23 protein-coding genes are annotated in these 22,542 nt (G+C 71.9%); 8 read left to right on the top strand and 15 right to left on the bottom strand.

The window, feature by feature from the left end; all coding sequences use genetic code 11:
- Window positions 1-44: 44 nt before the first annotated feature.
- From uvrA to ABD366_RS18620, 6 genes are all read right to left on the bottom strand, one after another.
- On the bottom strand, window positions 45-2,450 hold the full coding sequence (gene uvrA / locus ABD366_RS18645) for an excinuclease ABC subunit UvrA (RefSeq protein WP_411293662.1): 2,406 nt from the start codon (window positions 2,448-2,450) through the stop codon (window positions 45-47).
- 119 nt (window positions 2,451-2,569) lie between these two features.
- Entirely contained in the window at window positions 2,570-3,445 is an 876-nt protein-coding gene (locus ABD366_RS18640; protein ID WP_324767800.1) for a short-chain dehydrogenase/reductase, read from the bottom strand.
- Window positions 3,446-3,497: 52 nt separating this feature from the next.
- Window positions 3,498-5,120, bottom strand: a complete 1,623-nt coding sequence (locus tag ABD366_RS18635) for a phytoene desaturase family protein (protein ID WP_344442120.1) — start codon at window positions 5,118-5,120, stop codon at window positions 3,498-3,500.
- Window positions 5,113-5,607, bottom strand: a complete 495-nt coding sequence (locus tag ABD366_RS18630; protein WP_324767241.1) for an SRPBCC family protein — start codon at window positions 5,605-5,607, stop codon at window positions 5,113-5,115. The genes ABD366_RS18635 and ABD366_RS18630 overlap by 8 nt, the downstream gene beginning before the upstream one ends.
- 156 nt (window positions 5,608-5,763) lie before the next feature.
- Window positions 5,764-6,030, bottom strand: coding sequence for a DUF4235 domain-containing protein (locus tag ABD366_RS18625; RefSeq protein ID WP_324767243.1), 267 nt, complete (start codon window positions 6,028-6,030; stop codon window positions 5,764-5,766).
- Window positions 6,031-6,150: 120 nt separating this feature from the next.
- Window positions 6,151-6,513, bottom strand: coding sequence for a PRC-barrel domain containing protein (locus ABD366_RS18620; protein WP_324767244.1), 363 nt, complete (start codon window positions 6,511-6,513; stop codon window positions 6,151-6,153).
- 224 nt (window positions 6,514-6,737) lie between these two features.
- On the opposite strand from ABD366_RS18620, the gene ABD366_RS18615 reads away from it, so the two are divergent.
- Window positions 6,738-6,941 (top strand): hypothetical protein, encoded by a 204-nt coding sequence (locus tag ABD366_RS18615; RefSeq protein ID WP_324767245.1) that lies wholly within the window; start codon window positions 6,738-6,740, stop codon window positions 6,939-6,941.
- 49 nt (window positions 6,942-6,990) lie between these two features.
- Here the strand turns inward: ABD366_RS18615 and ABD366_RS18610 are convergent, their stop codons facing one another.
- Window positions 6,991-7,608 carry a maleylpyruvate isomerase family mycothiol-dependent enzyme gene (locus ABD366_RS18610; RefSeq protein ID WP_324767272.1) on the bottom strand — a complete coding sequence of 206 codons (618 nt, stop codon included), beginning with the start codon at window positions 7,606-7,608 and terminating at the stop codon, window positions 6,991-6,993.
- Window positions 7,609-7,861: 253 nt separating this feature from the next.
- Between ABD366_RS18610 and ABD366_RS18605 the strand changes: the two genes are divergently transcribed.
- Window positions 7,862-8,647: an SAM-dependent methyltransferase gene (locus tag ABD366_RS18605; protein WP_324767247.1), complete on the top strand. Its 786-nt coding sequence runs from the start codon at window positions 7,862-7,864 to the stop codon at window positions 8,645-8,647.
- Window positions 8,648-8,704: 57 nt separating this feature from the next.
- Here ABD366_RS18605 and ABD366_RS18600 read toward each other — a convergent pair whose 3' ends face one another.
- Window positions 8,705-9,670 carry an alpha/beta hydrolase gene (locus tag ABD366_RS18600; protein WP_324767248.1) on the bottom strand — a complete coding sequence of 322 codons (966 nt, stop codon included), beginning with the start codon at window positions 9,668-9,670 and terminating at the stop codon, window positions 8,705-8,707.
- A 169-nt stretch (window positions 9,671-9,839) separates the two neighbouring features.
- Between ABD366_RS18600 and ABD366_RS18595 the strand changes: the two genes are divergently transcribed.
- Window positions 9,840-10,289: a MarR family winged helix-turn-helix transcriptional regulator gene (locus ABD366_RS18595; protein ID WP_324767250.1), complete on the top strand. Its 450-nt coding sequence runs from the start codon at window positions 9,840-9,842 to the stop codon at window positions 10,287-10,289.
- A gap of 110 nt (window positions 10,290-10,399) precedes the next feature.
- Window positions 10,400-11,245, top strand: a complete 846-nt coding sequence (locus ABD366_RS18590; protein WP_324767252.1) for a sensor histidine kinase — start codon at window positions 10,400-10,402, stop codon at window positions 11,243-11,245.
- A gap of 54 nt (window positions 11,246-11,299) precedes the next feature.
- Here ABD366_RS18590 and ABD366_RS18585 read toward each other — a convergent pair whose 3' ends face one another.
- Entirely contained in the window at window positions 11,300-11,644 is a 345-nt protein-coding gene (locus ABD366_RS18585; protein WP_324767253.1) for a GNAT family N-acetyltransferase, read from the bottom strand.
- A gap of 42 nt (window positions 11,645-11,686) precedes the next feature.
- Window positions 11,687-12,607, bottom strand: coding sequence for a pirin family protein (locus ABD366_RS18580; protein WP_324767254.1), 921 nt, complete (start codon window positions 12,605-12,607; stop codon window positions 11,687-11,689).
- 112 nt (window positions 12,608-12,719) lie between these two features.
- Here ABD366_RS18580 and ABD366_RS18575 point away from each other — a divergent pair, with 112 nt between their 5' ends.
- Complete coding sequence (locus ABD366_RS18575; RefSeq protein WP_324767256.1) at window positions 12,720-13,223, top strand: carboxymuconolactone decarboxylase family protein; 504 nt, start codon at window positions 12,720-12,722, stop codon at window positions 13,221-13,223.
- Window positions 13,224-13,239: 16 nt separating this feature from the next.
- Here the strand turns inward: ABD366_RS18575 and ABD366_RS18570 are convergent, their stop codons facing one another.
- From ABD366_RS18570 to ABD366_RS18555, 4 genes are all read right to left on the bottom strand, one after another.
- The gene (locus ABD366_RS18570) at window positions 13,240-14,721 is read right to left on the bottom strand and encodes a hypothetical protein (RefSeq protein WP_324767257.1); all 1,482 of its coding nucleotides are present in this window, start codon (window positions 14,719-14,721) and stop codon (window positions 13,240-13,242) included.
- Window positions 14,722-14,963: 242 nt separating this feature from the next.
- Entirely contained in the window at window positions 14,964-15,944 is a 981-nt protein-coding gene (locus tag ABD366_RS18565; protein ID WP_324767258.1) for a TAXI family TRAP transporter solute-binding subunit, read from the bottom strand.
- Window positions 15,941-17,392, bottom strand: a complete 1,452-nt coding sequence (locus tag ABD366_RS18560; RefSeq protein WP_324767259.1) for a sensor histidine kinase — start codon at window positions 17,390-17,392, stop codon at window positions 15,941-15,943. The genes ABD366_RS18565 and ABD366_RS18560 overlap by 4 nt, the downstream gene beginning before the upstream one ends.
- Window positions 17,393-17,402: 10 nt before the next feature.
- Entirely contained in the window at window positions 17,403-18,077 is a 675-nt protein-coding gene (locus tag ABD366_RS18555; RefSeq protein WP_324767260.1) for a response regulator transcription factor, read from the bottom strand.
- Between the two features lie 194 nt (window positions 18,078-18,271).
- On the opposite strand from ABD366_RS18555, the gene ABD366_RS18550 reads away from it, so the two are divergent.
- The 3 genes from ABD366_RS18550 to ABD366_RS18540 all read left to right on the top strand — a co-directional run bounded on the left by ABD366_RS18550 (window position 18,272) and on the right by ABD366_RS18540 (window position 21,715).
- Window positions 18,272-19,297 (top strand): amidohydrolase family protein, encoded by a 1,026-nt coding sequence (locus tag ABD366_RS18550; protein WP_324767261.1) that lies wholly within the window; start codon window positions 18,272-18,274, stop codon window positions 19,295-19,297.
- 70 nt (window positions 19,298-19,367) lie between these two features.
- A complete protein-coding gene (locus ABD366_RS18545; RefSeq protein WP_324767263.1) occupies window positions 19,368-20,288 on the top strand; it encodes an amidohydrolase family protein in 921 nt (306 codons plus the stop codon).
- A gap of 59 nt (window positions 20,289-20,347) precedes the next feature.
- Window positions 20,348-21,715 carry an MFS transporter gene (locus ABD366_RS18540; RefSeq protein WP_324767264.1) on the top strand — a complete coding sequence of 456 codons (1,368 nt, stop codon included), beginning with the start codon at window positions 20,348-20,350 and terminating at the stop codon, window positions 21,713-21,715.
- Window positions 21,716-21,742: 27 nt separating this feature from the next.
- Here the strand turns inward: ABD366_RS18540 and ABD366_RS18535 are convergent, their stop codons facing one another.
- Window positions 21,743-22,420, bottom strand: coding sequence for a GntR family transcriptional regulator (locus ABD366_RS18535; protein ID WP_324767265.1), 678 nt, complete (start codon window positions 22,418-22,420; stop codon window positions 21,743-21,745).
- Window positions 22,421-22,542 lie beyond the last annotated feature (122 nt).

The raw sequence follows: 22,542 nt of genomic DNA, 5'->3' as shown, positions 1-22,542 counted from the left end.
GCGCCGTGGGTCAGCCCCGGCCCCCTTCTCCTCTTGAGGCGGCACTAGGAAGTACGTCCCAACCGCGGAGCCAGGTACGGCGCGGTGGCGCTGCGCCTCGATCGCGCGATCTTCGCCGGGGGCCCGGCCGCGATCACCCGGCCGCCCGCGTCGCCGCCGCCGGGACCGAGGTCGATGACCCAGTCGGCCGTGGCGATCGTGTCGAGGTCGTGCTCGACCAGGACGACCGTGTTGCCCGCGTCGACGAGACGGTGCAACTGGCGCAGCAGCAGGGCGATGTCGGCGGGGTGCAGTCCCGCCGTCGGTTCGTCGAGCAGGTAGAGCGCGTGGCCGCGGCGGGCTCGCTGCAATTCGGTGGCCAGTTTGATGCGCTGGGCCTCGCCGCCGCTCAGCTCCGTCGCCGGCTGGCCGAGCCGCACGTACCCCAGGCCCACCTCGCGCAGCGTGTCGAGGCTGCGGGCCGCGCTCGGCACGTCGCCGAGGAACTCGGCGGCGGTGTCGACGGACATCGCCAGCACGTCGGCGATGTTCTTTCCCCGGTAGGTCACCTCGAGCGTCTCGGCGTTGTACCGCGTGCCCTCGCAGGCCGGGCAGGGCGCGTAGGTGCCGGGCAGGAAGAGCAGCTCGACGGCGACGAAGCCCTCCCCCTGGCAGGTCTCGCACCGCCCCTCGGCGACGTTGAAGGAGAACCGCCCGGCCGTGTAGCCGCGTGCTCGCGCGTCGTCCGTCCCCGCGTACAGCTTGCGCACCGCGTCGAACATGCCCGTGTACGTCGCCAGATTGGACCGGGGGGTGCGTCCGATGGGCCGCTGGTCGACGCGGACCAGCCGGTCGAAGGTCTCCACGCCGGAGATCTCCCGCACCTCGGCCTCGCCCGTCTCCTCCTCGTCCTCCTCCGGCGCCATCGCGAGCTGAGCGCGTACGACGTCGGCCAGTACCTGGGAGACCAGCGTCGACTTTCCCGACCCCGACACCCCGGTGACCGCCGTCAGCACACACAGCGGTACGGACACGGACACGTCGTGGAGGTTGTGGCGGCTCACGCCGTCCAGGCGCAGCCAGCCCTTCGGGGTGCGGGGGTGATGGTCGAAGGGTTCCGCGCGGCCGAACAGATACCGGCTCGTGGCCGACTCCGCCACGTCTTCCAGGCCGGGCACCGGACCGCTGTAGAGCACGCGGCCGCCACCCTCGCCCGCGCCGGGGCCGATGTCGACGACCCAGTCCGCCCGGCGTACGACGTCCATGTCGTGCTCCACGACGAACAGCGAGTTGCCCGCCGCCTTCAGCCGGTCCAGTACGTCGAGCAGGGGTTTCGCGTCGGCCGGGTGCAGGCCCGCGGAGGGTTCGTCGAGCACGTACACCACGCCGAAGAGCCCCGACCGCAGCTGGGTGGCGATCCGCAGCCGCTGTGCCTCGCCGGGCGACAGGGTCGTGGAGCGACGCCCGAGACTGAGATAGCCCAGGCCGAGGTCGAGGAGCACCTCCACGCGCGCGACGACATCGGCGCAGATCCGGACCGCCACCTCGGTCCTCTCCCCCGAACCGGCGCTCTCCGTGGCGGCCGCCGCGTCGGACAGCTCCGCCACGGGCCGCAGCAGCCGCACCACGTCGGTGAGCGGCAGCGCGTTGATCTCGGCGATGCTGTGACCGGCGAACGTGACCGCCAGTGCCTCCGGGGTCAGGCCGCTGCCCTCGCACTCCGGGCAGGGCACGCTCCGCACGAAGCGCAGGGCCCGCTCGCGCATGCGGTCGCTCTTGGAGTCGGCCAGCACGTGCATGACGTGGGCGCGGGCGCTCCAGAACTTTCCGTAGTAGCCGTAGTCGATACGGCCCTCTTCCGGCTCGATGAGGACGGAGGGCTGTTCATCGGTGTAGAGGAGCCACTCCCGGTCCTTCTTCCTGAGCCGGCGCCACGGCTTGTCGATGTCGATGCCCAGGCCCTGCACGACACTGCGCAGGTTCGCTCCCTGCCAGGCACCCGGCCAGGCGGCGATCGCCCCCTCGCGGATGCTCAGCGACGGATCGGGGACGAGCAGGTCCTCGGCGACGTCGTGCACGACACCGAGGCCGTGGCAGTGCGGGCAGGCGCCGGCCGCCGTGTTGGGCGAGAACGCCTCGGCCTCCAGGCGCGGGGCGCCCGGCGGGTAGGTCCCGGCGCGCGAGTAGAGCATCCGCAGGAGGTTGGAGAGGGTGGTGAGGGTGCCGACCGTCGACCGCGAGGTGGGGGCTCCGCGCCGCTGCTGGAGCGCCACGGCCGGCGGCAGGCCGGTGATCTCCTGGACGTGCGGGGCGCCGACCTGCTGGAGCAGTCGGCGGGCGTACGGCGCGACGGACTCGAAGTAGCGGCGCTGGGCTTCGGCGTAGAGGGTGCCGAAGGCGAGCGAGGACTTGCCGGAACCGGAGACACCGGTGAAGGCGACCATCGCATCCCGGGGGACGTCGACGTCCACGCTCCGCAGGTTGTGCTCATTCGCGCCCCGCACGTGAACAAAGCGGTCAGAAGTGTCGTTTTCCACCTCTCCTGCCTACCTGATCCGGCACAGAACCGCGCTCCGGGCCCCTTCCGCCTCTACCGGTCCGGGAGGGCGTGGTCGGCGAGGCCGCCCGCGCCGAGCGGACCCGACTGTTCCGCGGGGCGGCCCGCCGCCCGGCGGGCATAGTGGGCTCGCGCGCGGCGGCTGATGACCGGCGCCAGCAGGCCACGGCCCAACTGCGCGAGCCGCACCCACTCGGGTACGTAGACGGAGGTGCGGCGTCGCTCCACCGCTCGGGCGAGCCGGTGCGCGACCGGGGCCACCGGCAGGACGCGGCGGGCCGGCGGCGGCAGCATGGCGCGCAGATCGCCGAGCGCCGGGTGGCTGTCCGCGTCGTGGATCATGTCGGTGTCGACCCAGTTGAGATAGGCGATGCCGACCGCCACGCCCTCGTGGGCGATCTCGGCCCGCAGGGCCTGCGCGAAGGACTCCGCGCCCGCCTTGGAGGCGCAGTACGCGCTCATCATGGGGACGGCCCCGACCGCGGCCAGGGACGCGATCTGCAGGTAGTAGCCGCGGGTGTGCACCAGGTCCGCCAGGAAGGTCTGCGCGGTGAGCGCGCTGCCCGTGAGGTTCACCTCGACGACCCGTCGCCACGAGCGCGGGTCCGCCGTGCTCAAGGGGCCGGCTTCCGCGATACCCGCGTTGGCGACGACGACGGACGGCCGCCCCAGTTCGGTCCGCACGATGTGCGCCGCCGCCCGGAGCGCGTCGATGTCGGTGATGTCGGTCTCCAGCGCGAGCGCCGGGGTGGGCAGCGCGGCCGCCACCCGTTCGAGCGCCGCTTTCTCGTGGCCGAGCAGAGCGACTTGGGCGCCGCGGTCGGCGAGTTCCCCGGCGAGGGCTGCGCCCAGGCCCCGTGCGGCACCGGTCACCACGACCGTGCGGCCCCTCAGCGGGCTGTCGTGCATGCCTGTACGCCCTTCGTCGACGCTTCGGGTGATCCGGTGGCGACCGGCTCTGTCACGGCTGCTTGCGGCCGGTGCGGTCGCGGCGTGCCAGCATGCGCTGCGCCGCGGCCAGCGGGGCCGGTGCCCGGCGGCGCAGTGCGGCCCGTGCCGCGTTGGCTCCCGGGGCACCGTGCACGCCGCCGCCGGGGTGGGCGCCGGCGGACGCGAGGAACAGGCCGGGCACCGGGGTCTCCGCGCGGCCGGTACCGGGCGCGGGCCGGAAGACCAGCTGCTGGTGCATGGCCGCGGTGCCGCCGTTGATCGCGCCGCCGTGCAGATTGCGGTCGAGGGCTTCCAGGGTGGGCGGCGCCAGGATGCGGCGGGCGCGGATCATGGACCGGAAACCCGGGGCGAAGCGCTCCACCTGCCGCTCGACCCGGTCGGCCATGACCTCCTGCTCCTGCTGGTCCCAGGCTCCGGAGATCTTCTCGTCGCCCGCGTCGCCCCGGATCTTCTGCGGTACGTGGGTGTAGGCCCAGGCCGATTCGGTCCCGCTCGGCGACCGGGAGGGGTCGGAGGTGGTCATCTGCCCGAAGAGCACGAAGGGCTTGTCGGGCACCTGTCCCATGGCGACCTGTGCGGCGAACCGGGTGAGTTCGTCGACCCCGTCGGCGAGGTGGACGGTGCCCGCGTGGGCCGCCTGCTCGGCCTCCCAGGGCACGCGGCCGTCGAGCGCCCAGTCCACCTTGAAGGTGCTGAAGTCCCACTGGAAGCGGCGCAGGTCGTCCGCGAGCTGGGACGGCAGGTGCTCCGGGGCGACCAGACCTCCGTACAGCGAGGGGACGGACACGTCCGCGAGTACGGCGCGGGCGGCGGTCACGGTGTCACCGTCGGCGGTGCGCACCGCGACGGCCCGCCCGCCGCGCACGACGATCTCCTCCGCCCTGCGGCCGCACTGCACCGTGGCGCCGCGGGCCTCGAGCCGGGCGACCAGGGCCCGGACGAGCTCGCCGGAGCCACCCACCGGCACGGGGAAACCGTAGGTCTGTCCCAGCATCGCCATCAGCCAGCCGAAGCCGCCGCTGCCCGCGGCCTCGGGCGCGAGGTCGGCGTGGAGCGCGTTGCCGGCGAGCAGGATCCGGCCGCCCTCGCCGGCGAACTCCTCCTCGCCCAGCCGGCGGGCCGGCAGGACCAGCGAGCGGGCCAGACGCAGACCGCCGGCGCTCCGCAGCCGGTAGGCCAGCTTCGCCCCCGAACGGAGGGGCGGGAACGGGGTGAACAGCGCCCCCAGGATGTCCGGGCGCACGTCCTCCCACACGTCGTGCAGACGCCGCCAGGCATCGCCGTCGCCCGCCTCGAATTGGTCGAGCGAGGCGGCCGTGACATCGACTCTGCGGTCCAGAACGGCGCAGCGGCCGTCGGTCAGGGGATGCGCCAGCACGTGCGGCGCGTGGCTCCATTGCAGGCCGTGCTCGTGCAGTTTCAGCTGCTTCAGGACGGGGGACGCGGCGGCCAGCGGGTAGAAGGAGCTGAAGAGGTCGTTGACGAAGTCGGGGTCCACGCCCCGGTCGTGGCGGACCGCGCCGCCGGGCTCCGGCTGCTCCTCGAGGACGGTCACGCTCCAGCCCTCGTCCGCCAGCAGGTTGGCGGCGACAAGGCCGTTGGGCCCGGCCCCGATCACCACGGCGTCAGGCATGGCTTTCTCCGCCCCCGCTGTAGCGTGCGGCGTCCGCGGCGCTCTTGGGGTGTGCCTGTTCGTCCTCGCAGACGCTTGCCAGACGGGCGAGCATCGCGCGGTGGCGCAGCTGGATGACGGCCTCGACCCCGAAGTTGTGCAGGGCGCCGGCCGCGCCGTGCAGCGGGTGTTCGTCGACCATGACCAGACAGTGCTCGCCCCACGGCCGTAGCTGCAGGGAGATGCGAGCGGTGCCCAGCGGGCCCGCTTTCGCCTCCAGTTCCAGCAGGGAGCCCTCTTCGCAGTGCCGGACGATCGTCTCGTTGGTGAGGTGGACCGGGCCGAGCTGCACCTCGTACTCGAGAGCCGCCCCGACCTCCGGCCACTGTCCGCTCAGGGGCCGCGACGAGGCGGTTCCCACCACCCAGTCCGCGTACCGGCGGCCGTCCGCGAGGACGGCCCACACCGCCGCCGGGCTCGCCTTGACCATTCGATGACGCCGCGCCATTCCTGCCTCCCGGGTTGGTGTGGGCGGTCCGCTGCCCGTGCTCCCCCGCCGAGTGCCCCGATCCTCACTCCTCAACATCGCGTACGGGAGGGCGGCGCTCCGGTCCCGTTCCAGTAAGGCACGGCCCGATCAGGGCCGCACATTCCGACGGTGCGGTCAGTCGGGCCAGACGCCGGTGAGGCGCTTCGTGGTCCGCGCGCCACCCCGTTCGACGGCCGCCCGGACCACGGCGAAGATGGCTCCCTGGAGAGCGGCGGCAAGCAGGATCTCGCGCCAGTGGCGCTGCTCGTCCGTGGCATCGGGCGCGTCGTCCTCGTGGCCCAGACGCTTCCAGACCTGGTTGAAGACGGTGCCCGCGACCGCTCCCGCCGCCATGCCGAGACCGACACCGAACGGCTTGTAGGCGATCTTCACCATGTTCATTGCTGCCTCCGTTTCCTGTCGCCTCATACTGCGGCCGGGCGCCATGACCGGCACGTCCGGCGGGCCGTCCGACCGCCCCCACCGCGTGCCCCGCTCTGTCGGCACCGAACCGCGGATTCGTCAGAGACCAGGTTCTTCCCGGTAGTGCTCGTCGATCCGCGCGCGGTAGCCGGGGTCGGTGACACGCATGTCCCTGTCGAAGCGCGGGGCCGCCTTGATGCGGTCCCGCAGGCGGGCCACCTGCACCGTCCGCTGCGTCTCGTCGATACGCGCGACGGCCCACCGCGGCAGCAGCACCTTCTTGCTGAGCAGCGGTCCGCCCGTGTCGACGACGAGGTGGTCCGGGCCCACTTCCCCGGAGTGGGCGTCGACCGTGCCGATCGGGCCGTCACTCGCCTCGACCGCGTAGCCGATGAGGTCCAGCGGTGTGAGGTGCTCACCCGGGGCGCTGGTGGGCTCGAAGGTGTGGACTCTGTCGTTCATCGGTCTGATCCTCTCCGCTCTGCTCGGTCTGCCCTCCCACTTGTCCGCGGCGACCGCGGCGAAACGTCCCCTGGAGAGTGACAACAGCACGTGGCGGCAGGCGAGTTGGGCAGAGCGGGTGAACCGCCGCGAACAGGGGCGTTGCGGGATCTTCACATCGTCGGATCGCTGAAGAGGAGAACGAGGGGCAGTCGAGTGGAGACGCTGCGGGGAGGACGCCGCCGATGCTGATAGTCGCTCTTGCACTGCTGCCGGTCATGGGACTGCTGCTGATCTGCATGGACCGTATCGAGGACCACCTGACCGGTGCGGCCCGGCCACCCGCCGGCCGCCACCGTGTGCGGCACCTGAGGCTCGTCGCCGGGCACGGGCGCTCGGAACGCCGCGGGAAGCCGGTCTCCGAGCGCCACCACGGCGAAGCCGCCTGATCCGGCGCTCGCGCCGGATCCTGGTTCAGCCGACTCGCGCGTGCCTGGTTCAGCCCAGAGCCGTGGCCAGCGTGGCGACGCCGTCGCCGTGCAGCCCGGCCACCGCGTCCCGCCGCCCGGAGACGGCCAGGAGCAGGGCCAGCGCGCTTCCGGTCACTTCTGGCGCCCGGCCGGTGGCGCCGATCGACAGGTCGGCATCCGTAGCGGTCAGCCGGACCCGGGTCAGGAGCTGCTTCGCCCCGCCGAACGACTCGGACGTACGTGCCTGGAGGCGGAGCGACCTGACGACGGCCTCCGGCGTATAGGTGTGGGCGAGACCGAGGGGCCGTCGGATGTCCTCACCGTGGACGACCTCCTCGACGAGCCGCGTGTCGAGGGGCGCCGGGGGCGTCGAGGTCCGTGTCGCCACGTGACGCAGCCGCTCCAGGGTCTCCTGCGGCGACGCACCGCGCTCGCGCTCGACACCGACGCGGTTCTGCCGGTCGAAGTCGAACCGCGCCCGGGCGAGACCTGCGAGGAAGCCGAGCCGCGTGGTGCGCGCGGTGTCGACCAGATGAGCGACCACGTCGTGCACGGTCCAGCCCGCACACAGCGAGGGCGTTCGCCACTGCTCGGCATCCAGGTGCGCGAGATCCTCGATGAGCGCCGCGCGCTCCGTGTGCACCATCCGCCAGACGTCGTTCCGCACGGCTGCCTCCCGCTCGCTCACACCTCGGTCACACCTTCCACCAGGAGAGACCGACGGTCCGGCGGGAACTCATCGCCCTGGGACACAGCGAGTTGAGAGGGGCCGGCCTCCGCCGAACACTCTCTGCAAGGCCCTGGCCAATGACATAATCACGACGTTCCCCACGGTCTCGCCGGGGCGCCGGTCCCGCATGGTGAGCCGGTCAGCGATCTAGTGCACGCTGGAGTCAGGCATGACGGCACAGTCCTCCGCAGGCCGTATCGACACGAGCAGGCCCCATCCGGCACGTGTCTACGACTGGCTGCTCGGCGGTAAGGACAACTACCTCGTCGACCAGGAAGTCGCGGAGAAACTGCCGCCCGAGGCGCGGCTCAACGCCATGCGGAACCGCGCGTTCATGCACCGTGCGGCGGCCTGGCTGGCCGGTATCGGCATCGACCAGTTCCTCGACATCGGCACGGGCATCCCGACCGAGCCGAACCTGCACCAGATCGTGCAGAACATCAGGCCGTCGGCGCGGATCGCGTACACCGACAACGACCCGATCGTGCTGCGGCACGCGGAGGCCCTGCTCGTCAGCAGCCCGGCGGGGGCCACCGACTACGTGGAGGCCGACGTCCGGGAGCCCGGCGCCATCCTCGAACACGCCCGCAACTTCCTGGACTTCGACCGGCCCGTCGCCCTGTCGATGATCGCGCTGATGCACTTCGTCACCGACGACGAGGACCCGTACGGCCTGACGCGGACGCTCCTCGAAGCGCTGCCCTCCGGCAGTTACTTCATGTTCTCGCACGGCACCACCGACGAGCACCCGCACCTCGTGAAGTCGGTGACCACCACCTACCGCAAGGGCGAGATCCCGTTGCGCATGCGGACGCGCGACGAGATCGAGCCGTTCTTCGAGGGTCTTGAGCTGATCGACCCGGGCCTGGTCACCGCGACCAAGTGGTACAAGGACACGCCCGCCCCGCGCGAGGAGCTGTCCGGCTTCTACGTCGGCGTGGCCCGCGTCCCGTAGAGCGGACCGCGGCCCGGACGGCACTCGTCCGGGCCGCGCTCATTCGCGGCGGGCGCCTTACGCGGTGCCGAGGGCCGTACGCAGGGTGGCGACGGCCTGGTTGATGGCGGCTTCGGCGGCGTGCGTCTCGCGCAGGGCGTTGAGCATCACGAAGTCGTGGATGACGCCCTGGTAGCGCACGGCGGTGACCGGGACGCCGGCCTGCCGGAGCTTGCTCGCGTAGGCCTCGCCCTCGTCGCGCAGGACGTCCGCCTCGCCGGTGATGACGAGGGCCGCAGGCAGGCCCTGGAGCTGCTCGGTCGTGGCGCGCAGCGGCGAGGCGGTGATCTCGGCGCGCTGCTTCTCGTCGGTCGTGTACTGGTCCCAGAACCACTGCATGCCGTCGCGGCGCAGGAAGTACCCCTCGGCGAACTGGTGGTAGGAGGGGGTGTCGAAGGACGCGTCGGTGACGGGGTAGAACAGCACCTGCTGGACCAGGGGCACGTCGCCGCGCTCCTTGGCCATCAGGGTCAGCGCGGCGGACATGTTCCCGCCGACGGAGTCGCCGGCCACCGCGATCCGCGTGGCGTCCAGGCCGTTGTCCGCACCCTCGCGGACGACCCACTGGGCCACGGCGTAGATCTGCTCGATGGCGACCGGGTAGCGGGCCTCGGGCGACAGGTCGTACTCGGGGAAGACGACGGCGGCCCGGGCGCCGACGGCCAGTTCGCGCACGAGGCGGTCGTGGGTGTGGGCATTGCCGAAGACCCAGCCCGCGCCGTGGACGTAGACGATCACCGGCAGGGTGCCTTCGGCGCCGGCCGGGCGGACGATGCGCGTGCGGACCGATCCGGTGGGACCGCCCTGGACGGTGATCCACTCTTCGGCGATCTCCGGCTTGGCGATCTCACCGGACTGCACCTCGTCGACCGTCTTGCGGCCTTCGACGGGGCCGAGGTCGAAGAGGTAGGGCGGGTTCGCGGTGGCCTCGGCGAAGGCCGCGGCGGCGGGCTCGAGTACCGGGGGCGTGACGGATTCGGACATGGGGGTGCTCCTCAGGGTCGCGTCGGCGGCCTGGGCGGCCGTCCGACGGGGACAGGAGAAACGTACCTCTCGATTTAGTCGCGCACAACTTAATCGAGCGGTATACAATCGTGGGCATGCAGAATGGTACGGTGGACGCCGCCGAGACCTCGACGTAAGGACCGAAGTGGTGGACCGCACCGCAGACGACGGCTCGCTCCTCCTCCAGGACCAGTTGTGCTTCGCCCTGTACGCCGCCTCGCGGTCGGTCATCGCGCGCTACCGGCCCCTGCTGGACGAGCTGGAGCTGACCTATCCGCAGTATCTGGTGATGCTGGTTCTCTGGGAGCAACAGACTGCTTCCGTACGGGAGTTGGGCGCCGCCCTCCAGCTGGAGTCGAGCACCCTCTCCCCGCTCCTGAAGCGCCTGGAGGCGGGCGGCCTGATCCACCGTCAGCGACGCGCGGACGACGAGCGATCCGTCTCCATCACCCTCAGCGAGGCGGGCGCGGAGCTGCGCGAGAAGGCCCGCGCCGTCCCCCTGGCCATCGGTGAGGCCATGGGCCTGACCCCCGAGCAGGACGCCACGGCCAAGCACCTGCTCCGCCTGCTCACCGCCAACGTCAACCGAACCGCCTGATTCAGCGGGCGACTTCGCTGCGTGACCGTGGCGTGCGTCGATATGATGCGCAGGGTCGCACACGCCCTGCGGTGGGGTCTTTGAGCGCTCCGGCCCGACGGGAGTGTGCCGTGAAGTCACCGACCGACCACTGGCAAGCGCTGACCGACACCGACGGCACCACCGTCGGCTGGCAGTTCCAGCGGCCAGGCCTCGCGTTGCGAGCTGTTCCGTTCGCCCTGGTCACCGTGGTGGCCACCGTCAGCGTCCTGGTGCCGGACCTCCGGCCGAAGTCCTGGCCGACCTACCTGACGAGCGTCGCGCTCCTGATCGGCTGCGCCGGATCCTTCCTGCTGCCGTGGCCGCGACTGCCCGCCTGGACCCCGGTACTGGTCCCGCTGCTCTACACGGCGTCCGTCCTGGCGCTGATCCTGGCGTCGGGCGTGGCCTCCGGCGTGGGACTCGTGCTGCTGGTGCCGTTGATCTGGTCGGTGCTCTTCCACCGGCGGTGGGAATCGGCGTGCGTGGTCGTGGCGGTGGTGGCCGTCCAAGGGGTGTCGTCCGTCGCCCAGTCGACGCCGGGCAGCGTGACCGGCAGACGCATGGTGCTCTGGAGCGCCCTCAGCCTGCTCATCGCGGTGGCCGCACACGGACTGCGGGACCGCATCAGAGGCTCACTGGTGGCCAACGCGGCACTGCAGGCCGAGGTGCGCGAGCTGTCCCTGGCCCGGGAGCGGGACCGGATCGCCGCCGACCTCCGCGAGAGCGTGGTCCGCAAGATCTTCGAGGCCGGCCTCAACCTGCACGGCACGGCCGCGATGATCGGCGAGGGTCCCGCGCACCGACGGCTGATGCGCGGCGTGGCCGAGCTCGACGGGGTGATCCGGGCGCTGCGCGAGAGCGTGTTCGACCTGGGCGAGGGCCCGGACTCCGCGACCGGCACCGCCGAGGAGGAGCCCGCACCCGACGAGCACTGACCAGCGCCGCCGACCGCGGCCCGCGCGAGCCCCGGCCCGCGGTCCGCGACCCGGTCAGTGCTTGAGCTGTCCGTCCAGCCACTCCAGCACCTCGGGAGTCACGGGGTCGGTGATGTCGGCGTACTCCTCGTGCTTCTTCAGGAACTTCGCCACGTACGGGCAGACCGGCACGATCCGGATGCCCGCGCGGCGTACGTCGTCCAGCGCCTCCCGTACGAGGACCGAGGCCAGGCCCTGTCCTGCGTAGGCGTCGTCGATCTCGGTGTGGAAGAACACCCGCCGGTCGTCGCGGTCACGGTAGGCGGTGAAACCGGCGATGCTGCCCTCGACCTGGATCACGTACCGGTGACGGGCGTCGACGCGCTCGACGGTGGGCGGGGTGGTGGCGGGCTGGGTCATGGCGGGCCTTTCAGTGCCGTGGCGGGTCAGTGCCGTATCGGGTCAGTGCCGTATCGGGTTCTTGCGCGGGGTGATCGTGGCGTGCGGGAGTTCCGGCGCGGGGAGGCGGTCGCCGGGGTAGCCCTCGACCGTGCCGAACCGGTCGGAGGCGTCCTGCCAGGACTGGCGGGCCTCGACGATGTCCTGGTGGCTGCGGCCGATGAAGTTCCACCACATGACGATCTCCTCGCCGAAGGGCGGCCCGCCCAGCAGGATCGTGCGCGCGCTCGCGTCCGTCTCGTTGGTGAGGGTCAGGGTGGAGCCGCCCGGCGCGACGTAGCCCAGCTCGGCCCGCCGCAACCGGGTGCCGGCCATCGTGACCTCGCCCCGGTCGACGAGGAGGCCGTGTTCGAAACCGGCGTCCACGGCGAGGGTGACGCTCGCGCGCGGCGCGAGGAGGAGTTCGGCCCCGAGCAGCGGCGTGAACGTACGCACCGGCGAGGTCGCGCCGGCCAGCGAGCCCAGGAAGACCCTGACGTCGGCGCCGCCGTCGACCGGGACGGACTCGGGCACGTAGTGCTGGAAGTCCCGCTCGGTGAGCCGGTGCCGGTCCGGCAGCGCCACCCACAGCTGAACGCCGTGCAGCACGGTGGTGTCGGGGGTGGAGACCTCCGAGTGACTGACGCCGAGGCCGCCGGTCATGAGGTTCAGCTCGCCGGGCCGCACCATGGCGTGGCTGCCCAGGCTGTCCCGGTGCTCGATCTCCCCGCTGAACAGCCAGCTCACCGTCTGCAGCCCCGTGTGCGGATGCGGCGCGACGACCATGCCGCCGGTGCCGGCCACGTCGTCGGGACCGTAGTGGTCGACGAAGCACCAGGCCCCGATCAGCGTCCGGGCCCGCTGCGGCAGTGTGCGCCGCACCGTCATCGCGCGCGGGCCGCCCAGCGGCACGTCGCGGGCGGTGAGCACCTCTGCGTCACTCATCCCTGCCCCTCCCACCCCAAGTAATTTGACATTCAACAATCATGGACGATCATAAGCCCCAGTACGGCGCGAAGCGAACCAGGCTCCGCAACCGCCCCGCGAGGAGACCAAGTTGAGCGACACGGCACCGGCCCCCACCCCGGCCCCGACCCCTGCCGACGGGCGCGTCTACATCGACAAGCAGAGCCCGAAGGCGTACCACGCCCTGGTACAGACGTCGGAGGCGGTCCGGGCGACGGCCGCGGACGCCGGGCTCGACCGGCAACTCGTCGAACTGGTCAATCTGCGCGTGTCGCAGATCAACAAGTGCGCCTTCTGCCTCGATGTGCACACCCGGGCCGCACTGCGCGCGGGCGAGAGCACCCAGCGCCTGGACACGCTCGCGGCCTGGCGCGACACCGAACTGTTCACGGAGCGGGAGCGGGCGGCGCTCGCCCTCGCCGAGGCGACCACCGTCCCCGCGGACGACGCCGCCCAGGAGAGCGCCTACGCGGCGGCCCGCCGGGTCCTGGGCGACGACGAGATCTCCGCGGTGATCTGGGTGGCCCTCACCATCAACGCGTTCAACCGGGTCTCCATCCTCAGCAAGCACCCCGTGCGCGCGGCACGCCCCTGACCAGAGGCGTCGGGCCTCAGTGTCCCGCCGCCCAGCGGAGCAGTCGTCCGATCTCGGGATGGAAGACGTGGTGGTGCCCGCCCATGGGTACGTCGTCGGAACGGACCACCTCGGAGGCGTCCACGTTCAGGTAGGGCAGCTCCCAGGGATCCTCCTCCGTCACGCCGCTCAGAGCGACCGGCGGCGGCCCGTCGACGCCCTGGACGCCGTCGAAGCCGAGGGCGCCCCATTTGCGCGCGGTCGTCGCCAGTTCGGCGGAGTCGCCCATCATCTGGGCCGACAGCGGGTACAGCACGCCCAGGTGCGAGTCGAGGTGCGAGAACGTGCAGAGCAGCGGCCCCTGGACGAGCCGTTGCCTGTTCCAGAGCGCCCCGTGCCCGGAGACCTGCTGCGGCAGGATGTCGGCGAAGGCGAAGTGCGACATCTCGCCCTGCAACAGGGTGAGGGAGGAGAGCGTGACCGGCTCCGCTCCGCCCGTCTCCAGGCCCCGTAGCGCGAACCCTGCCAGCCGGGCGCCGAGCCCGTGGCCGACGAGGTGGAGGCGTATCTCGGCGCCTTCCGCCAGCACCGGCAGACACGGACCGAGGCCCTCCTGACCGATCAGTCCCGCCCGGCGGCGCAGTACGTGGCGCACGACCTGCCGGAAGAGTTCATGGGCTCCCTTCCACAGCTCGGCGAGGTCCGTCGCGCGGGCCTCCTCCCCCAGCGGGCCGCCCGCGACGACCGTGCCGGTCCTGCCGACCCGCTTGCTGAGCGGTCGCGCGGGGCGCGGCCCTGCCGTCCGGGTCTCCTGGAGACTTCCCCCGTCGGACACGTCCGACTTGTCGACGTCGTTCTCGTGCCGCGCGGGCTTGCCCTCCCCGGCCTCCAGAGCATGCCGCACGTCCCGCAGCGCGCCCGCGAACTCGGAACACATCGTCCTCGTGTCCTCGAACAGCATGAGGGGGTCCGCCTGGGGCAGCACCTCGCCCTCCGTGTCCGCGGTGAACTCCGCGGCCGGGTCCTGCAAGGGAAGCTCCGCGAGCGAGCGCAGGGCCGAGCCGAAGTCGTCGAAGGCCAGCTGGCGCTCCGGCCGCTCGTCCAGCAGCTCGGCGATCCTTTTCAACGGCGCGACGCTGTCCGGGAGTTGTCGGCACAGGTCCTCGATGGTCGCCCGGCTGAGCGACGGCCGGGGGTCCCCGTCCTGGGCGTCCCCCGTCGGCTCGGTGAGGCCGGGGACGCCCTCGTCGCGGAAGCACAGCGACGGCCAGTGCACCCCCAGCATGCCCTTGTCGCGGGCGTCGTCGCCCCAGGCCTCGGTGAGCAGATCCCGGAACGCGCCGTCGACGGCTGCGCCGGTCGCCGCGTCGTTGTGCGCCCCATGGACGACCACGTACAGGTCGCGCACCCCGCTGCCCCGCACCGCCTCGCACACCTCCTCCAGGTGTCCGGGCTCGAACTGCGCCCGGCTGCCGAAGCACAGGGCGCCGAGGTCGTGGAACGCGGTCGGCTGCGGCATGGCTCACTCCCCTGGGACGCCGCCCCGGGCGGCTGGTCGGGGCCGGCCCTGCGCTCGCCCCGCGAAGCAGTCCGCCTTCCCACCGCGCTTGCGCGCACGTACCGCGGAGCGCGATGTACGGCGTTTCTACGCCACTGAACCCTGGAGGGCGCAGACACCGGTCGGATCCTCACCGGTGAACCCCGGATGCACGGAGACCTGACGGATCCCGGTGCCCGAGCCCGCTATCCGTGCAGTGACCGCTATCCGTGCAGTGACCGGTAGGCGGCGAGCGCTCCGGGGTGCAGGGCGATGCTGCCGGTGCCGATCAGGCTGCGGACGTCGAGGAACTGGGTGCCGACGGCGTTGCCGGGGACGAGGGACGTCGCGCGCCGGACCAGCAGGCGGGTGAGCGCCCCCGCCACGTCGCGGTCGAGGTCGGGGCGGCACACGAGGAGGTTGGAGACCCCGATGGTGGCGACCCCGCCCGCTTCCCGGTACGCACCCTGCGGCAGCGTCACCTGCTCCAGGCCCGCCCCGGCCCGCCCCTCCCGGCCGCCGAGCCGGGGCAGCGACTCGGCCAGCGGCAGGAAGCGCAGGCCGGGCCGTATGTCCAGGTCCTTGAGGGCGGGCAGGGGCACACCGCCCGCCACGAGCAGCCCGGAGACGGAGCCCGCCCGCATCGCGCGGGCCGCGTCGTCCAGCGGCAGATGCCGCACCCGGACATCCGTCCCGGCCACGAGGCCCGCGGCGCGCAGGAGCCGCTCGCCGAACACGGCCGCGCCCGACCCCGGGGCGCCGAGCGAGACGGTGTGCCCGGCCAGGTCGGCCACGCCGCGCACCCCCGCGTCGGCGCGGACCGCGAACTGGAGGTAGGTCTCGTACACCCTGCCGATCGCCCGCAACGGCACCGGTCGCGGGAACAGGCCGGTGCCCGCGGCATCGCGCGCGGTGGCGGTGAGGACGAGCGCGAGGTCGACGCGGCGCTCACGCAGCAGCTCGATGTTGTCGACGCTGCCCGCGGTGGTGCGGACGCGGCAGCTCAGACCGGGGTGCTCCGCCGCGAGTTGCTCGGCGAGGAGCCGGCCGAACGCCTCGTAGAACGCTGTCGGTTCGCCGGTCGCGAGGCGCAGGACGCCGCGGGGTCCGCGGTTCTGCCCGGCGAGGTCGCCGGCGAGCGCGCCCCCGAGGACGACGGCGGACGCGGTGCCGAGTGCGGCACGCAGGGCGGTACGGCGCTTCACCGGGCCCCACCCTTCTCTCCCGGGCCTCCGACTACGGCGCCCTCTGCGGCGGCGCCTTCTTCTCCTGCGGCGCGGGGCACGACTGCCCGCACGCGCAGGCCGTGCGGCCGCGCGGGGCGCAGTTCGAGGCTGCCGCCGCGGCCCGCGAGGAGCCGCTCGGCGATGGCGAGGCCGAGCCCGGTGCCGGCCGTGCCGGACTGGCGGCCCGCGCGCCAGAACCGCTCGGTGGCCCGGGCGAGCTCCCCGGCGTCCAGGCCGGGCCCGTCGTCCGTCACCGTCAGGACCGCGTGCGGCCCCTCGGCCTCGCAGCGGAGCGTGATCCGGGCGCCCTCGCCCGCGTACTTGATGGCGTTGTCGAGGAGGATGTCCGTGATCTGGGTGAGCTCGTGCTCCGTGCACGCGGCCGGGACCGGCCCGTCGGCCCGCGTACTGAGGTGTGCTCCCGTGCGGCGGGCGACGGGCTCCCACCACCGGTGCCGGCCGGCCGCGACGGCTGCCGCGTCGCAGTGCTCGTACGGGTCCTCGGTCATGGTCAGTTCACCGGCCCGGTGCTCCGCCGTGGCGAGGGCGAGCATGTCGTCGAGCAGGGTCTCGAGGCGGTCGAGTTCGGTCGTGACGCCTGTGTACGTACGGTGCGCCGACGCGGGCAGCTGGGTGTGCAGGGCGTCGACGCGGAGCCTGAGCGCGGCCATCGGATTGCGCATCTGGTGGGAGGTGTCGGCGACGAGCCTGCGCTGCTGTTCCAGGGCGGTGGTGACGGTGCTCGCCATGCGGTTGAACCCGGTGGCCAGTTGCCGCAGTTCGGGCGGTCCGCCGGCGCGGGTGTGCTCGGGCGGGAGTCCCGCGGCGAGCTGGCCGACGGCGCGGTCGAGGCGGCGCAGCGGCCTGACCACCCAGCGGGTGACGGCGCGTGCGAGGCCCGTGCAGGCGAGGGCGACGAGCGCCGCCGCGGCGAGGACGGCTGCCCAGCGCCACATGATGGCGTCCGCTGCGGTGCGTACCGAGGCCCGCAGGACCACGGCTCCGTTGACGCGTGTGCCGGTGCCCGCCGGCTCGGCGAACATCCGGTCCCCCCGCGACCACGGGTGCAGCGCGGCCGCGGGATGGGCGGTCTGGTTGCGCAGGGCCGCGTCGATCAGGCGGGAGACGGCAGGATCGGCGGCGCGCATGCCGCCGGTCTCGACGACCGGCTTGTGGCGTGCGTCGGTGACCACGAGCGCTTCCCCGTAGAGCTGGGTGTAGCGCCGCGCCTCCGCCTCGACGGCGGAGGTGTCGCCGGTCGTGGCGGCCTGGTCCATGAGCGAGGCGAAGCGGTCGAGGTCGGAGCTGCGGGCGAGCACCAGTTCCTGGGTCCTGTCGGACGCGGTGAACACCAGGAGCGGGACGGCGAACGCGGCGACCGCCAGCACCACGAAGGCGAGGAGCGCGGCCTGGACCCGGTTGCGCACGCGTACGTCCCTAGCTCGCGGGGTCGTCGGAGCCGAAGCGGTAGCCGAAGCCCCGGATCGTCGTCAGCAGGTCGGGGCGGCCCAGCTTCGCCCGCAGCTGGGTGAGGTGCACGTCGAGCGAGCGGGACACGCCGTGGTGGGTGTCGCCCCACACCTCGTCCAGGACCTGCTCACGGCTGACGGCGGTCCCCGTGCGCGCGGCGAGGACGGCGAGGATGTCGAACTCCTTGGTGGTCAGCTCGACGTCCGCCCCGCCGGCCAGGACCCGCCGTGCGTCGAGGTCGATCTCCACGTCACCGACGTGGACCTTGCGCGCCGTGACGGCGTTCCTCGCGGCGGCCCGCCGGGTGACGGCGTCGATCCGGGCGAGCAGTTCGGCGAGGCGTACGGGCTTGACCAGGTAGTCGTCGGCGCCGAGCCGCAGCCCGCGGACCACCGACCGCTCGTCGCCGCGCGCCGTCAGCACGACCACCGACATGTCGCTGACCGCCCGCAGGGAGCGCAGCACGTCCAGGCCGTCCATGTCGGGCAGGCCGAGGTCCAGGAGGAGCAGATCGGAGCTGCGGTGGTAGGTCAGGACATCTCTGCCGTGGGTGACCCGCCGGGTGACATGGCCGTGGTCGTACAGGACCTCGAGGAGCGCCCCGGCCACCCCGTCGTCGTCCTCGGCCAGCAGGATCTGCACCGTTCACCGCCTCTCATCAGGGTCTCTGTGCGGATACCGCTGCGCCTTCGAATGTAGACCATGCACCTCTGCGGGCTCCGGGGGCCGGAATGTTAAGGGACGGTTAGGTCCGTGTCCGCGGCTGTCACGGCGCCCGGCGGGCGGGGTGAGGCTGCGGTCGTCGACGACGACGAGCCGGACACCGAAGGACACCCATGATCATCGACTGCCACGGGCACTACACGACCGCACCGCCGGCGCTCGGAACCTGGCGCGAGCGGCAGATCGCCTCGCTCACCGACAGTTCCCTCTCCCCCGACCGCGGGGGCCCGCGCATCAGCGACGACGAACTGCGGATGAGCGTCGAACCGAACCAGCTGCGGCTGATGGACGAGCGCGGCATCGACCTGACCGTCTTCTCGCCGCGCGCCTCGTTCATGGCGCACCACGTCGGGGGCTTCGAGACCTCGGCGGCCTGGGCGCGGATCTGCAACGACCTGTGCCACCGGGTCGCCCGGCTGTACCCGCAGCGGTTCGCTCCCGCCGCGATGCTCCCGCAGTCCCCGGGCGTCGACCCGGCGACATGCGTCCCCGAACTCATCCGCTGTGTCGAGGAGTTGGGGGCGGTCGCGCTCAACCTCAACCCGGACCCGTCGGGCGGCCAGTGGACGGCCCCGCCGCTCACCGACCGCTCGTGGTACCCCGTCTACGAGAAGATGGTCGAGTACGACATCCCGGCGATGGTCCATGTCAGTACGAGCGTCAACCCGGCCTTCCACACCACGGGCGCGCACTACCTCAACGCGGACACCACGGCGTTCATGCAGCTCGTCCAAGGTGATCTGTTCGCCGACTTCCCCACCCTGCGGCTGATCATCCCGCACGGCGGCGGCGCGGTCCCCTACCACTGGGGCCGGTTCCGGGGCCTGGCGATGGCGCTCGGCAAGCCGCCGCTGGAGGAGCACGTGCTCGGCAACGTCTTCTTCGACACCTGCGTCTACCACCAGCCCGGCTCGGACCTCCTGTACGACGTCATCCCCACCCGGAACATCCTTTTCGCCTCGGAGATGATCGGCGCCGTCCGGTCCGTCGACCCGTGCACCGGCCATCACTTCGACGACACGCTCCGGTACGCCGAAGCGGCCGCGCTGCCCGCGCAGGACCTGTCGGCGGTCCAGGAGCACAACGCCCGCGCCGTGTACCCCCGTCTGGACGCCCTCCTCAAGAGCCAGGGCCGCTAAGAGCCTGTCTCCGAAACCCCGCCTGCGCCCCGACGCCCCCTCTCCCTGTCCCCTCTAGGAGTACAGAGCCGTGCACACTCTCGCCCCCAAGACCCCCGGCTGGCTGGACTGGTACCAGGACCCGTCCGTCCCGGCGCTCCGGCTGCCGGCCGGGGCCGTCGACGCCCACTGTCATGTCTTCGGCCCGCAGGCCGAGTTCGCCTTCGCGCCCGAGCGCAAGTACACGCCCTGCGACGGTGGAAAGGACCAACTCTTCGCGCTCCGCGACCACTTGGGCCTGGCCCGCAACGTGATCGTGCAGGCCACCTGCCACGGCGCGGACAACTCCGCCATGCTCGACGCCGTCCGCGCCGCGGGCGACCGGGCCCGCGGCGTCGCCACCGTCCGGTCCGACATCAGTGAGAAGGAGCTGCGGCAACTGGACGCCGCGGGTGTGCGCGGAGTGCGGTTCAACTTCGTACGACGTCTGGTGGACGCCTCGCCCAAGGACGCGCTGCGCACGATCGCGCGGAAGATCGCCCCGCTCGGCTGGCACAGCGTCCTCTACTTCGAGAGCGCCGATCTGCCCGAACTGGAGCCGTTCTTCGCCGCGTTGCCCACTCCCCTGGTCGTGGACCACATGGGCCGCCCGGACGTCGGCAAGCCCGTCGACGGCCCCGAGTTCACCCGCTTCCTGCGCTTCGTGGACCACAACGACGTCTGGGTGAAGGTGACGTGCCCCGAGCGCCTCACCGTCACCGGGCCCGCCGCACTCGACGGCGAACAGCACGCCTACACCGATGTCGTCCCCTTCGGCCGCCGCGTCGTCGAGGAGTTCCCCGACCGGGTGCTGTGGGGCACCGACTGGCCGCACCCCAACCTCACCGACCACATGCCCGACGACGGGCTCCTGGTCGATCACATCCGGCATGTGGCGGTCACCGCCGAGCAGCGGCACAAGCTTCTCGTCGCCAACCCGACGCGCCTGTACTGGCCCGGCGAGGACGCCTGAGTCCCCGGACAGGCTCCATGAGCGCCGCTCACCCCGACCCATCTGACAAAGGCGTCACCATGTACCACTCCAACGCGCTGAACAGGCTCGACCGGCTCCCCATCGGCCGGTTCCACAAGCTCACGCTGCTCGCCGTGTCCTTCGCGTACTTCTTCGAGTTCGCGGACATCAACAGCTTCGCGACCACCGCGCCGAAACTCATCGACCTGTGGGGCATCACGGTCGACCAGGTCGCGTACGTCACCTCGTTGTCGTTCGTCGGCATGTTCATCGGCTCGATCGCGGGCGGGACCGTCGCCGACCGCTGGGGACGCAAACGGGCGCTGCTCCTGACGACGTTCTTCTTCGCCTTCTTCTCTTTCGCCTCGGTGTTCTCCTGGGACCTCGTGTCGCTCGGCGTGTTCCGCGTCCTGACCTCGGCGGGGCTCTCCGCGATGACCGTCGTGGCCGTCGTCTACGTCAACGAGATGTATCCGGCGGCCGTGCGCGGCAAGTACCAGGCCTACGCCATCGTCATCGGCATCTGCGGCACCCCGGTCACCAACCTCATCGCCAGCCTGGTCGTCCCGCTCAGCGACTGGTCCTGGCGCCTGGTCTACCTCTGGGGCTCCCTCGGCATCCTGCTCGTCCTGTTCACCCGGCACCTCAAGGAGTCGCCGCGCTGGCTGGCGAGCCGCGGCGACCACGCGGGCGCCGACGCGGTTCTGCGCGAGATCGAGGCGCAGGTCGCCGCGGAGAAGGGCCCGCTCCCCGAGCCCGCCCCGCCGGTCGAGGAGGTGCCCGTCGCCAAGGCGCCGCTGCGCCTTCTGCTGCAGAAGAAGTACCTGTACCCGACGCTGCTGCTCACGGTCTTGTGGGTGACCCAGACCATCGGCTTCTTCGGCTATTCGAGCTGGGCGCCGACCCTGCTGGCCAAGGAGGGCTTCAGCGTCGAGAAGTCCGTCTTCTACGTGGCCCTGACCACGGTGGGCGCCCCGCTCGGCTCCTACCTGGCGTCCCTGGTCACGGACCGCTTCGAGCGCAAGTGGTCGATCGCCGTGTTCGGCACGGTCATCGCCGTGTGCGGTCTGCTGTACGGGCTCACGTTCAACCCGGTCTTCATCATCGTGTTCGGCTTCCTGGTGAACTTCTTCGAGCGCGGCTACACCGCCCTCGCCTACGCCTACTCCCCCGAACTCTTCGACACCGCCGGCCGGTCCCTCGGCACGAGCGTCTCCTACGGACTGGGCCGGCTCTCGAACGCCGCGGGACCCTTGATCGTCGCGGCGCTCTACAACAGCAGCGGCTACCGGAGCGTCTTCTACTTCATCGCCGGTACGTGGATGGTGGGCGCCGTCGCACTGGCCCTCTTCGGCCCGCGCACCCGCCAGGCCCGGATCGCCGCAACTCAGCGGCAGGCTGCGGCTGTTGAGGCACCCGCTCCTTGAGCACCTGTCATCCACCGGAGCGTGGGTTCACTCCGTCGAGCGGACCCGCGCCAGCAGGTTCTCCAGGTGGCCGCGCATCGCGGCGCCCGCCTCCTCGGGCGCGCCCGACCGGAAGGCGTCCAGGACCGCCGAGTGCTCGGCGCAGCTCTCCCGGGCGTCGCTGATGACGTGCTGGTCGAAGGCCCGGTAGCGCTGCATGTATCCGTTGAACGAGTTGAAGACCTGCTCGAGGAACGGGTTGCCGGTGTTGGCGGCGATGAGGCTGTGGAACGCCCAGTCCGCTTGCAGGAAATCCTTGAAGTTCGCGTAGTTCGGACCCGTCGGCGCCGTCCGCTGGGTCTCCACGGTCTGCGCCAGCGACTCGACCAGAGCCTGGTCGGCGCGGGCGCAGGCCTTCTCCGCGTTGGCCGGTTCGAGCAGCAGGCGCAGCTCCACGAACTGGGCCATCTCCTCCCGGGTGGGCACGTCGGCGACGCGGTAGCCGCGCCGGGCCAGCCGGCGCACCATGCCGGTCGCCTCCAGACGGGCCAGCGCCTCGCGCACCGGCGTCGCCGACACCTGCAGATGCTGGGCGAGGGCCTCGGTGCGCAGCGGCTGGCCGGGCTTGAGCGATCCGTCCACGAGCATGGCGAGCAGCGCCTCGTGGACGCCGTCGGTGAGGACCTGCCGTCCGTTGAGGAACGGCGGGGGGTCGGGCAGTTGCATGGTTCTCCTCGCTCGGGTCTTCCCACTCGGGTCGTCCCACGTGAAGTCAATCAGGTGTTGACGCACGATGGCAGGCGGGCTAATTTTCTATAGAAAATTATCTATCGCGGAGTGCGCGTCAC

Origin of the sequence: Streptomyces kunmingensis, from assembly GCF_039533535.1 — a bacterium.
GTDB classification, from domain to species: Bacteria; Actinomycetota; Actinomycetes; order Streptomycetales; family Streptomycetaceae; genus Streptomyces; species Streptomyces kunmingensis.
The sequence above is the reverse complement of the archived record's forward strand: the minus strand, read 5'-3'. Positions and strand labels throughout refer to the sequence as shown.